The sequence below is a fragment of the Thermomonas sp. genome (assembly GCF_025993755.1).
Taxonomy (GTDB): Bacteria; Pseudomonadota; Gammaproteobacteria; order Xanthomonadales; family Xanthomonadaceae; genus Thermomonas.
In genome coordinates this window covers 57,954-69,045 of the sequence record NZ_JAMQHN010000136.1, presented here as the reverse complement: position 1 = coordinate 69,045, position 11,092 = coordinate 57,954, and the positions used below count along the sequence as shown (strand labels likewise).

At 69.0% G+C, this 11,092-nt stretch carries 11 protein-coding genes; 7 read left to right on the top strand and 4 right to left on the bottom strand.

Annotated features, from left to right (window positions below; genetic code table 11):
- Positions 1–53 precede the first annotated feature (53 nt).
- Entirely contained in the window at positions 54–1,418 is a 1,365-nt protein-coding gene (mpl, locus tag Q0X16_RS10105) for a UDP-N-acetylmuramate:L-alanyl-gamma-D-glutamyl-meso-diaminopimelate ligase (RefSeq protein WP_297833708.1), read from the top strand.
- 45 nt (positions 1,419–1,463) lie between these two features.
- On the opposite strand, the gene Q0X16_RS10100 is transcribed toward mpl, so the two are convergent.
- On the bottom strand, positions 1,464–3,404 hold the full coding sequence (locus Q0X16_RS10100; RefSeq protein WP_297833705.1) for a bifunctional DedA family/phosphatase PAP2 family protein: 1,941 nt from the start codon (positions 3,402–3,404) through the stop codon (positions 1,464–1,466).
- A 47-nt stretch (positions 3,405–3,451) separates the two neighbouring features.
- Between Q0X16_RS10100 and Q0X16_RS10095 the strand changes: the two genes are divergently transcribed.
- From Q0X16_RS10095 to Q0X16_RS10070, 6 genes are all read left to right on the top strand, one after another.
- Complete coding sequence (locus tag Q0X16_RS10095; RefSeq protein WP_297833702.1) at positions 3,452–4,273, top strand: NAD(P)-dependent oxidoreductase; 822 nt, start codon at positions 3,452–3,454, stop codon at positions 4,271–4,273.
- A gap of 92 nt (positions 4,274–4,365) precedes the next feature.
- Positions 4,366–4,758: a PTS sugar transporter subunit IIA gene (locus Q0X16_RS10090; RefSeq protein WP_297833700.1), complete on the top strand. Its 393-nt coding sequence runs from the start codon at positions 4,366–4,368 to the stop codon at positions 4,756–4,758.
- A 36-nt stretch (positions 4,759–4,794) separates the two neighbouring features.
- Positions 4,795–5,064: an HPr family phosphocarrier protein gene (locus Q0X16_RS10085; protein ID WP_297833698.1), complete on the top strand. Its 270-nt coding sequence runs from the start codon at positions 4,795–4,797 to the stop codon at positions 5,062–5,064.
- Positions 5,064–6,791 carry a phosphoenolpyruvate--protein phosphotransferase gene (gene ptsP, locus Q0X16_RS10080; RefSeq protein WP_297833695.1) on the top strand — a complete coding sequence of 576 codons (1,728 nt, stop codon included), beginning with the start codon at positions 5,064–5,066 and terminating at the stop codon, positions 6,789–6,791. Before Q0X16_RS10085 ends, ptsP begins: the two co-directional genes overlap by 1 nt.
- A 127-nt stretch (positions 6,792–6,918) precedes the next feature.
- Positions 6,919–8,280 (top strand): magnesium transporter, encoded by a 1,362-nt coding sequence (mgtE, locus tag Q0X16_RS10075; RefSeq protein ID WP_297833691.1) that lies wholly within the window; start codon positions 6,919–6,921, stop codon positions 8,278–8,280.
- Positions 8,281–8,285: 5 nt separating this feature from the next.
- Positions 8,286–8,909: a DUF1294 domain-containing protein gene (locus Q0X16_RS10070; protein ID WP_297833688.1), complete on the top strand. Its 624-nt coding sequence runs from the start codon at positions 8,286–8,288 to the stop codon at positions 8,907–8,909.
- Between the two features lie 69 nt (positions 8,910–8,978).
- Here Q0X16_RS10070 and Q0X16_RS10065 read toward each other — a convergent pair whose 3' ends face one another.
- The 3 genes from Q0X16_RS10065 to Q0X16_RS10055 all read right to left on the bottom strand — a co-directional run bounded on the left by Q0X16_RS10065 (position 8,979) and on the right by Q0X16_RS10055 (position 11,080).
- Complete coding sequence (locus Q0X16_RS10065) at positions 8,979–9,911, bottom strand: aspartate carbamoyltransferase catalytic subunit (protein WP_297833686.1); 933 nt, start codon at positions 9,909–9,911, stop codon at positions 8,979–8,981.
- Between the two features lie 120 nt (positions 9,912–10,031).
- On the bottom strand, positions 10,032–10,517 hold the full coding sequence (gene ruvX / locus Q0X16_RS10060) for a Holliday junction resolvase RuvX (RefSeq protein ID WP_297833683.1): 486 nt from the start codon (positions 10,515–10,517) through the stop codon (positions 10,032–10,034).
- Positions 10,514–11,080 carry a YqgE/AlgH family protein gene (locus tag Q0X16_RS10055; protein ID WP_297833681.1) on the bottom strand — a complete coding sequence of 189 codons (567 nt, stop codon included), beginning with the start codon at positions 11,078–11,080 and terminating at the stop codon, positions 10,514–10,516. Before Q0X16_RS10055 ends, ruvX begins: the two co-directional genes overlap by 4 nt.
- Positions 11,081–11,092: the final 12 nt, after the last annotated feature.

Sequence of the window (11,092 nt, the reverse complement as noted above, 5' to 3'; positions counted from 1 at the left end):
GCGACTTGCGAGGCCGACCTCGCGCCCGTCCGCTCCCACCCGGAGCCAACGAAGTGAAACTCCACATCCTCGGCATTGCCGGCACCTTCATGGGCGGGGTCGCGGCGCTGGCGCGCGAGCTAGGCCACGAGGTCGAGGGCAGCGACCAGAACGTCTACCCGCCCATGTCCACCCAGCTGGAACGGCTGGGCATCTCACTGCGGCAGGGCTATCTGCCGGACAACCTCTCGCCCGATTGCGATGCGGTGATCATCGGCAACGCGCTGTCGCGCGGCAATCCGGCGGTGGAAGCGGTGCTCGACGCCGGCCGGTGCTACACCTCGGGCGCGCAGTGGCTGGCGGAGAACGTGCTGCCCGGCCGCGACACGCTGGCGGTGGCCGGCACCCACGGCAAGACCACCACAACCACGATCCTCGCCCACCTGCTGGAAGCGGCGGGACGCCATCCCGGCTTCCTGATCGGCGGCGTGCCGGAGGATTTCGGGGTGTCGGCGCGCAACGGCGACGGGCGCGAATTCGTGGTCGAGGCCGACGAATACGACACCGCGTTTTTCGACAAGCGCAGCAAGTTCGTCCACTACCGACCACGGGTCGCCATCCTCAACAATCTGGAATACGACCACGCCGACATCTTCCCCGACGTGGCCGCGATCCAGCGCCAGTTCCACCACCTCGTGCGCACCGTACCGGGACGCGGTCGGCTGATCGTCAACGGCCACGACGCGCATCTGCGCGAAGTGCTGGCGATGGGCTGCTGGACGCCGGTCGAACGCTTCGGCTTCGATCCGGCGTTCGAATGGAGCGCGCGCAAGCTGGCCGAGGACGGCAGCGCGTTCGCGGTGGCGCAGCGCGGCGTCGCGCTGGGCACCGTCGAATGGCCGCTGCTGGGCGACCACAACGTGCTCAACGGCCTGGCCGCGCTGGCTGCCTGCGCGGCGGTGGGCGTCGATGTGGCCTCCGTGCTGCCGGCGCTGGCGCGCTTCCACAGCGTCAAGCGCCGGCTGGAGGTGATCGGCGACCACGGCGGCATCACCGTGTACGACGATTTCGCCCATCACCCGACCGCCATCCACACCACGCTGGCCGGGCTGCGGGCCAAGGTGGGCGATGCCCGGATCGTGGTGGCGATGGAGCCGCGCAGCAATTCGATGCGGCTGGGCGCGCACGCCGATGCGCTGGCCCCGTCGCTGGAACTGGCCGACGCGGTGGTGTTCCTGGCGCGGCCGGAACTGCCTTGGGACGCAGGCAAGGTGATTGCGAAGGTGCGCGGCGAAGCGATCGAAGTTGCGACGGTCGATGCGCTGATCGAAGCCCTGCGCGAGCGCGTGCGCAGCGGCGACCACGTGGTGTTCATGTCCAACGGCGGCTTCGACGGCGCCCCGCGGCGTTTCCTCGCCGCGCTTCAGAACGGTACTTGAGCCAACTTGGCGCGAGGCCTTATCGATTCTTGCCCCCCGCGAATCTCAGCGCGGATGCGCCACCGTCTCCAGCCGCCCGCCTGACGCCGCCGGCAGTTCCATCAGATCCGCCGGAAGCGCGTGCGCTGGCGGTTCCGGCATCCACAGGCTGACCAGGCGCAGCAGTCGGCGCAGGTGCAGGGTTTCGTAGCGCGCCGCCCACAGCGGTACGCCGCTTTCGAGTTGCACCGGCGCCGGCCACACCCGCAGGATTTCGATCCGGCCGCTGCCGCCCGGCAGCACGCGCCGCAGCAGCAGCCGCTCGGGGCGCGCCTCCAGCGCCACCGGCAGCACCGGGCGCTGCGCCGGCGGGGTGTCCTCGTCGAGCAGTTCGGGCGCCGCCGCCCAATCCATCGGCGCCTGCACCTGCCAGCCGCGCGCTTCGAGCAGGCGTCGCAGCAGTGTTGGATCGCCGGCAATTTCCAGGTCGAACGGTCGCCGTCCCTGCTCCACCCCCTGCGCCCGCCACTGCGCATCGGCCAATGCCCGTTCCGGCTCCACCGGTTCGAAGGTGGCCAGCACCCCGGGCGTGGCTCGTGGCGCGTACCAGAACGCGGCCAGAAGGAAGCTGCCGTAAAAAACCCAGCCCAACGGGGGCATCCAGAACGAGCGCTCGCTGTGGCGGCGGTAGGCAATGCCGATCAGCAGCACCCAGATGGCGCCCAGCAACACGCCGCCGATGATGTCCGAAAGCCAGTGCGCGCCCAGATAGAGGCGCGCGAAGCCAACCAGCGCCGTGGCCACGCCGGTCAGCAGGTAGGGCCACACCCGCTGCCGGCCCGGCAACTCGCGGGCGATCAGCACGGCGAAGAAGCCGAACACCACCGTCGTCATCGTCACCGCGATCGACGGGAAACCGAAGCCTGCCGTTGCCGTCGGTGGCCGCGGCATGTGCACCACGGCCGCCAGCGCCGCGGTCAGCCCCAGCCCGACCGCGACCGCCAGACCCCAGTGCAGCGCCGCCTTCCAGCGCCGCCGCCACAGCAGCCACAGCATCGACCCGGCAAACGCGCTGCCCAGCACGGGCGCGCTGCCCAGGGTCGCCAGCGTGGCCATCGTGCGGTCGGCCAGAGGGTTGCGCAGGGCGTGCATGAATTCGAAAACGACGTGGTCGATCCGCAGCGGTCCGCCGCTGGCCAGCAGGCTTCCGCTCAGCCAGGCCCAGGCCCAGGCGAAGGCGAACAGGCAGCAGGCAAGCAGCAGCAGCGACACCGATTCCCGGCGCGACGGGTCGATCACCGAACGCACCACCCGTCCCAGTCGCGGGTGGGTCTGGCTCCAGCGCAGCGCCCGCGCGAGCAGCCCATCGGCATTGCGCGCGAACCAGCGCCAGGTGTAGAGCACCAGCGCCCAGACCAGAGCCAACACCGCGGCCAGCCCCAGCAGCGCCAGCGCGAGTTTGTCCGCCACCGCCGCGACCGCGTCGTAAGCCTCGCCCAGCGCCCAGCCCGGCAGCAGGAACAGCACCGCCCAGCTCAGGCTGGCGAAGACGCTGATGCGCGCATAGCGCAGCGCCGGCATGCGCGCCATGCCGGCGATGGCGGGGACGAAGGGGCGGATCGCGCCCACGTAGCGGGCGATCAGCAGGCTTTTGTTCGCATTGCGACGAAACAGGACCTCGCCGCGCTCCAGCAGGCCCGGATAGCGCCGGAACGGCCAAACGCCGCGCAGGCCGTCGCCCCAGCGGCGTCCGACCCAGTAGCTCAGGCCGTCGCCGCAGAAAGCGCCGGCCGCGGCGCAGAGAACGGCATAGGGGCCGGACAACTCACCCATGCCGATCAGGATGCCGATCCCGATCAGCAGCGGCAGCGCCGGCACGATCGTGCCGAGGATGATCAGCGCATCGCTGAAGGCGATCAGGAACACCAGCGCGCCCGCCGCAACCGGGTGGGCGCCGATCCAGGCAAGCAGGTTGTCGAACCAGGCGCCGTGCATTGGCGAAAGCATACGTGGGGCGGGTTACACTTGCGCTGAACCAATACGGATGCGTACGCATGGCAACGCTTGCTGGAAAAACCCTGTTCATCACCGGCGCCTCGCGCGGAATCGGCCTGGCCATCGCCGAGCGCGCCGGCCGCGACGGTGCCAACGTCGTCATCGCCGCCAAGTCCGATGCGCCCAACCCCAAGCTGCCGGGCACGATCCACACGGCGGCCAAGGCGGTCGAAGACGCCGGCGGCAAGGCGCTGGCGATCAAGTGCGACATCCGCGAGGAAGACCAGGTGCAGGCGGCGGTGGCGCAGGCAGTCGAAACCTTCGGCGGCATCGACATCCTCGTCAACAACGCCAGCGCGATCTGGCTGCGCGGCACGCTGGACACGCCGATGAAGCGCTTCGATCTGATGCAGCAGGTCAACAGCCGCGGCAGCTTCCTGTGCGCGCAAGCCTGCCTGCCGCATCTGCTCAAGGCGCCCAACCCGCACATCCTCACCCTGTGCCCGCCGCCCTCGCTCGACCCGAAATGGTGGGGTCCGTTCACCGGCTACACCCTGGCGAAGATGGGCATGAGCTTCGTCACTCTGGGCCTGGCCGCCGAGTTCGGCCCCAGGGGCGTTGCGGTCAACGCGCTGTGGCCGCGCACCCTGATCGCCACCGAGGCGTTGAACATGATCCCCGGCGTGGATCGCCGCAATGGCCGCCATCCGGCCATCCTGGCCGACGCCGCCCACGCGGTGCTGACGCGCGAAGCCAGGGGGTTCGCAGGCCACTTCCTGATCGACGACGAGGTGCTGGCCGAGGCGGGCATCACCGACCTGTCCGGCTATGCGGTCGATCCTTCGGCGAAGCTGCTTCCGGATCTGTATCTCGAACACTGAGGCGTCGTCACCGCGCGTCCGGCGCGCACGGTCTTCGACGAATTGCGCGCAAACGCTTTCGCAGCTTCGCCCGCGTCTGCTAACTTGTCGGCATGTCCGTTGGCGTCCTGCTGATCACCCACGAAGGCATAGGCCATTCGCTCGTGGCGGTCGCCGCGCGCCTGCTGCAAAAACTTCCGCTGCCCTGCGAAGCCTTCGAGGTGCCGTTCGACGCCGACCCGGCGGCGCTGCTGCCGCAGGCCAGCGCGGCGCTGCGGCGCGTCGACCAGGGCGCCGGGGTGCTGATCCTGACCGACCTCTACGGCGCCAGCCCGAGCAACGTGGCGGCGCGACTTTCACGACTGGGGACGCCGGTGCGACGGGTGTCGGCAGTCAGCCTGCCGATGCTGATGCGGGTCATGAACTACGCCGAACTGGAACTGGACGAACTGCCGGCAGTGGCCGCCGCCGGATCACGCAATGGAGCCATCACGGATGACATCTGAGTTCCGCCCTTCGACGCCCACCGGCAGAGGCCGCGCATGATCCGCCGCGACCTCAAGATATCCAACCGCCTCGGTCTGCACGCCCGTGCGACCGCCAAGCTGGTTCACGAGCTGTCCGCGTTCCAGAGCCAGGCGACGCTGGAAGTGCGCGGCCGCGAGGTCAACGCCAAGAGCATCATGGGCGTGATGCTGCTGGCCGCCGGCCCCGGCGCCGAAGTTGTGCTGCGGGTCGACGGCATCGACGAGCAGGCCGCGGCCGACGCCGTGGCCGCGCTGTTCGAGCGCGGCTTCGACGAGAACGTCTGATGCGCCAGCTGCTTTCCGGCGTGGCGGCGGCGCGCGGTTGTGCGCTAGGCCGCGCGCGGATGCGGCTGCCGCACCGGCTGGAGATCGACGCCACCGCCATCGCCCCCGAAGCCGTCGCTGCGGAAATCGCGCGCTTTCGCGCCGCCGTCGACGAGGTTCGGGCCGAGATGCGCGCCTTGCGCGAACGATTGCAGGACGCCCTGACGCCGGAGCTGGGCGATTTCGTCGATCTGCACGCGCTGCTGCTCGACGATCCGGTTCTGCTGTCCGGCATCGACACCCTGATCCGCACCGGCCCGTATTCCGCAGACTACGCCCTGCGCCTGCAGCGCAACCGCCTCACCGCGGCGTTCGAGGAAATGGACGATGCCTACCTGCGCAGCCGCATCGACGACATCGACCACATCATCGAGCGCTTGCACGCGGCCCTGAATCACCGCAAGGCCGCCCTGCCCGGCGTTTCCGGCGACATCCTGATCACCGACAACATCGCTCCCGCCGAACTGGCGCAACTGCAGGCGCAGGGCGTGGTCGGCGTGGTCACCGCCGCCGGCAGCCCGCTTTCGCACAGCACGATCATGGCGCGCAGCCTGCACCTGCCGCTGGTGGTCGGCGCCAGCCAGGCGCTGCTGAAGGCCCGGGACGGCGACGTGCTGCTGCTCGACGGCGGCAGCGGTCTGGTCATCCTCGAACCCGACGCGGCCGACCTGCGCGCCCACCACGCCCGGGTCGCCAAGGTGCGCCAGGAGCGGCGCCAGCTCAATCGCCTGCGGCGCGAACCCTCGCGCACGCTCGACGGCACCGACATCAAGCTGTGGGCGAACGCGGAAACCCGCGAGGACGCCAGCGAGGCGCACGCGCTCGGCGCCGCCGGGATCGGCCTGTTCCGTTCCGAATTCCTGTTCCTCGGCCGCGGCGAACTGCCGGACGAGGAAACCCAGTTCCGCGCCTATCGCGACGTGGTGCTGGCGATGACCGGACGCACCGTCACCATCCGCACGCTGGACCTGGGCGCCGACAAGGCCGAACGCTCCGGCCTGACCCTGCGCCAGGAAGCCAATCCCGCGCTGGGCCTGCGCGGGGTGCGCCTGTCGCTGGCGCTGCCCGGCATGCTGCGCACCCAGCTGCGCGCGATCGTGCGCGCCTCCGGCTACGGTCCGGTGCGGGTGCTGATCCCGATGCTGTCCGGGATCGAGGAACTGCAGGCGGTGCGGCAGGCGCTCGACGCGGCGATCGACGAACTGCGCGCCGAGGGCCGCGAGATCGCGGCCAGGGTGCCGCTGGGCGCGATGATCGAGGTCCCTTCGGCCGCGCTGGCCCTGCCCTCGTTCGTCAAGCTGGCCGATTTCCTCGCCATCGGCAGCAACGATCTGGTCCAGTACCTGCTGGCCGCGGATCGCACCAACGAGGCGCTGGAAGCGCTCTACACGCCGCTGCACCCGGCGGTGCTGCGGCTGCTGCACGACGTGGCCAAGGTCGCCCGCCGACGCGGCGTGCCGGTCACCCTGTGCGGCGAGATCGCGGCCGAGCCGGCGTTCGCACCGCTGCTGCTGGCGCTGGGGCTGGACGAGTTGAGCCTGCACCCTTCGCATCTGCTCGAAGTCCGCCAGGCCATCCGCGGTTGCGACCTGGCGCGGCTGCGCAGCGACGTGCCGGCGCTGCTGCGCGCCAGCACCCGCGCCGGGATCGAGCGCTGGCTCGGCGCACACCGCAGCGCGGCGCACTGACCGGCTCCATTTTCCGGCGCTGGCCGACCCGGCCGATGCGGGGGATAATGCCCGCATCATGAACACTTGATCCGGCGTCCGCGCGTTCCGCCGCGTGAGTCGCCCCATCTCCCGCCGGAACCCACGCATGGCCGAAGACATCCGCCACGACAAGCCTGCGCGCCAGCTGCGTCTGCTGTCCGACGCGCTGGACAGCGGTCGGCTGGGCCCGGTGCGGCGGCTGGTCAACACGCTCTCGCCGGCCGAGATCGGCAACCTGCTCGAATCGCTGCCGCCGGCCAAGCGCTCGGTGGTCTGGGGGCTGGTCGACTCCGAGGACGACGGCGAGGTGCTGGTCCACGTCGGCGACGAGGTGCGCGAAGGCCTGATCGCCGACATGGATCCGGAGGAGCTGATCGCCGCGGCCTCCGACCTCGACATCGACGACCTCGCGGATCTGGTCGAGGACCTGCCGGATACGGTGATCGAGGAAGTCCTCAAGTCGATGGATCGCGAGAACCGCGATCGCCTCGAACAGGTGCTGTCCTACGACGAGGACACCGCCGGTCGCCTGATGAACCCGGACGTGGTGACGGTGCGCGCCGACACCACCGTCGACGTGGTGCTGCGCTACCTGCGCCTGCGCGGCGAGCTGCCCGACCACACCGACCACCTCTACGTCGAGAGCAAGCGCCACCAATACGTGGGCCGGATCGCGCTGCAGGCGCTGCTGACCCACGAGCCGAGCACGCCGATCAACCAGCTGATCGACGACGAACAGCCGGCGATCGACGTCGACGAGACCGCCGAAGAAGTCGCGCGGAAGTTTTCCGACCACGACTGGATCAGCGCGCCGGTGGTCGATGCCAACAACGTGCTGCTCGGCCGCATCACCATCGACGACGTGGTCGACATCATCCGCGAGCAGGCCGAGCACCAGGCGCTGTCCGCCGCCGGCCTGGACGAGGACGAAGACCTGTTCAGCCCGGTCTGGCGCGCGATGCGGCGCCGGCTGGTGTGGCTGTCGGTCAACCTGTGCACCGCCTTCATCGCCGCCAACGTGGTCGGCCAGTTCGAGCACACCATCGACAAGCTGGTCGCGCTGGCGGTGCTGATGCCGATGGTCGCCGGCCTCGGCGGCAACGCCGGCACCCAGGTGATGGCGCTGATGGTGCGCGGCCTGGCGCTGGGCCAGATCGGCGCCTCCAACGTGATGACGCTGCTGTGGAAGGAGCTGCGCGTGGCCCTGCTCAACGGCCTGCTGATGGGCGCGGTGCTCGCCGTCATCGTCTGGGTCTGGTTCAGCAACGCCGGGCTGTCGGCGGTCATCTTCGTCGCCCTGACCTGCAACCTGCTGATTGCCGCCACTGCCGGTGTGCTGATCCCGCTGACCCTCAAGCGCATGCGCTTCGATCCCGCGCTGGCCAGCGGCATCTTCCTGACCGCCCTCACCGACTCGCTGGGCTTCTTCACCTTCCTCGGACTGGCGACGCTGGTGCTGCTACGCTGACTACCATGGAACGGCTTGGGAAACTGGTCGAATGGAATGACGAGCGAGGATATGGATTCATCGTGTCCATCGATGAACCACAATCCCGCTATTTCCTGCACATTCACGAATATCGACGCATGGGGCGTCGCCCAGAACCCGGAGAAATCCTTCGCTTTGTTCCGGAACAACAAGCGGACGGACGCTGGCGCGCAGTGAAGGTCATTCGTGCAGTATCCGCCGCTCATCGCCAGACGCGTGCGGGCATCAATCAGAAACGTTATCGAAGCTCACCGCTGACCTGGCTTCCGCCCATTCTTGTGTTTGCCTTCTGTTGCTTGCTGGGGTCGACATGGTGGAAAGATCAGATTCCGGGCATCGTGCTGATCGCGCTTGCCATACTCAACCCGGTGACATTCATCATCTACTGGATCGATAAACGCGCCGCTCAAGTCTCGGCAAGACGAACAGCCGAGAAAACCTTGCATCTGCTGGAACTGCTTGGCGGCTGGCCCGCAGCATGGCTGGCCCAAGTTCTATTACGACACAAGTCGCGCAAGGAGAACTATCGATACGTCTTCCTTGCCGCCGCCATCACCAACCTTGCGACCTTGTCCCTTTTTATCTACATAGCATCGCAAGATAGGTGAACAGGCTCCTGGGGAGCTTGCTCCATCGTTGTACATGACGAGCACCGGGAAGCTGTTGAATGAATTCCACTATGACAGCACCGCCTCCAGCACCGCCATCCGTACCGCGACGCCGTTGGCGACCTGGCGCAGCACCCACGATTGCGGGCCGTCGGCCACTTCGTCGGTGATCTCGATGCCGCGGTTCATCGGGCCGGGATGCATGACGATGGCGTCCGCCGCGGCGCGGCGCAGGCGGACTGCGGTCAGCCCATAGTCGCGGTGGTAGTCGTCCAGCGAGGCGACCAGACCTTCGACCATGCGCTCGCGCTGCAGGCGCAGCATCATCGCCACGTCCACGCCGTTCAGCGCGGCGTCGAAATCGCCGGTGACGGTGCAGCCGTGCAAGGTGTCGTCGTCCGGCAGCAGCGTCGCCGGCCCGCACACGCGGATCTCGCCGCAGCCCAGCGCGCGCAGCGCGTGCAGGTCGGAGCGCGCCACCCGCGAATGCTTCACGTCGCCGACGATCACGACCTTGAGTTTCGAGAAATCCTCGCCCTTGGCCTGCCGCAGGGTGAGCATGTCCAGCAGGCCCTGGCTGGGATGATGGCTGCGACCATCGCCCGCATTGATGATCGCGACGCCCGGCGCCGTCGCCTGCGCCAGCGCCGCCACGGCGCCATCGGCCTTGTGGCGCACCACGAAGCCACGCACGCCCATCGCCTGCAGGTTGCGGAAGGTGTCGAGGTCGGTTTCGCCCTTGGTCGCCGACGACGTGGACGCATCGAAGTTGAGGATCTGCGCGCCCAGCCGCTGCGCCGCCAGTTGGAAGCTCAGGCGTGTGCGGGTGGACGGCTCGAAGAACAGCGTGCATACGGCCCGGCCGGACAGCGCGTCGGACACCTGTGCGCCATCGGCAAACGCCTGCGCGCGGCGCAACAGGGCATCCATCGCGGTGACCGGCAGCGTCGCCAGATCGAGCAGGTGACGCAGACGACCGTTTTCGTCAATTTGCAGGCTCATGGCCGGCTATTGTCGCAGCTTGTGCCGCACGCAGCGCCCTGCAGGCGCGAATTTTTCCGGAAGTCAAGACTGCCCCTCGAAAGCTCTTTCGATCCTTTGGGGCGCTACAGCCAACAGCCCCTACGCAACCGGCGTTGCGTCCCGCGGCGCGGCGAACCAGCGCTCGACGATCACGACCGCCGCCAGCGCATCGAGCACTTCGGCTTCGCGGCGCCGGCTGTGCCCGCTCGCGCGCGCCTCGGCAAAACGGCGGGCCGCATCCTGCGAGCTGTTGCGCTCGTCCACCAGCGCCACCGGCAGCCGGGTGCGCTGGCGCAGTTCGCGGGCGAAGGCATGGGCCGCCTTGCGGATCGGCTGGTCGCCGCCGTCCAGCGTCATCGGGTCGCCGACGACCAGGCCGCCCGGCCGCCATTGCCTCAGCAGCCGCTCGACTTCGCCCCAGTCCGGGCCGGCGGCATGCACGGCAACGATTCCGATCGACTTCGCGGTTCCCACCAGGGGATTTCCGATCGCCACCCCGATCCGCCGGGTGCCGACGTCGAACCCGAGCACGGTCGCGTCCGCCGCGATGCCCGGCGCCGCGTCCGCCTGCGGTTCCGCGCTCACGCGTGACCGCTGTGGCTGGCGTGATTGACCAGATCCACGCCGATGCTCCCCGCGGCGGCCTGCCAGCGCTGCGCCAGCGGCAGGTCGAACAGCACGTCGCGGCGGTTGGGCACCAGCAGCCAGCTGTCGTCCACCAGCTCCTGTTCGAGCTGGCCCGCGCCCCAGCCGGCGCAGCCCAGCGCCACCAGCGACTGTGGCGGCCCCTCGCCGCGCGCCATCGCCTCGAGCACGTCGCGCGAGGTGGTCAGGTACAGGCCATCGCCGACTTCGAGGCTGGAATCCCAGCCGCGACCGCCGTCGTGGAGGACGAAACCGCGCTCGGGATGCACCGGCCCGCCGCTGAGCACCGGTCGCTGGTCGAGCGCGTCATCGCCGCACTCCACGCCCATCTGGCGCAGGATTTCGCCGATGGTGTATTCGGACGGCCGATTGACGATCACGCCCATGGCGCCGTCGCCATCGTGCTGGCAGATCAGCGTCACGCTGCGTTCGAAATTGGCGTCCTGCAGCGACGGCAGCGCGATCAGCAGGTGGTTGCCGAAGCTGTGGTCGGTCGCGTTCATGGGGCCATTCTA

Coding starts and splice junctions, on each gene's coding strand:
- Q0X16_RS10100 (WP_297833705.1), bottom strand. CDS start 3,404: ATGCTTTCGCCAATGCACGGCGCCTGGTTCGACAACCTGCTTGCCTGG.
- Q0X16_RS10095 (WP_297833702.1), top strand. CDS start 3,452: ATGGCAACGCTTGCTGGAAAAACCCTGTTCATCACCGGCGCCTCGCGC.
- Q0X16_RS10090 (WP_297833700.1), top strand. CDS start 4,366: ATGTCCGTTGGCGTCCTGCTGATCACCCACGAAGGCATAGGCCATTCG.
- Q0X16_RS10085 (WP_297833698.1), top strand. CDS start 4,795: ATGATCCGCCGCGACCTCAAGATATCCAACCGCCTCGGTCTGCACGCC.
- ptsP (WP_297833695.1), top strand. CDS start 5,064: ATGCGCCAGCTGCTTTCCGGCGTGGCGGCGGCGCGCGGTTGTGCGCTA.
- mgtE (WP_297833691.1), top strand. CDS start 6,919: ATGGCCGAAGACATCCGCCACGACAAGCCTGCGCGCCAGCTGCGTCTG.
- Q0X16_RS10070 (WP_297833688.1), top strand. CDS start 8,286: ATGGAACGGCTTGGGAAACTGGTCGAATGGAATGACGAGCGAGGATAT.
- Q0X16_RS10065 (WP_297833686.1), bottom strand. CDS start 9,911: ATGAGCCTGCAAATTGACGAAAACGGTCGTCTGCGTCACCTGCTCGAT.
- Q0X16_RS10055 (WP_297833681.1), bottom strand. CDS start 11,080: ATGAACGCGACCGACCACAGCTTCGGCAACCACCTGCTGATCGCGCTG.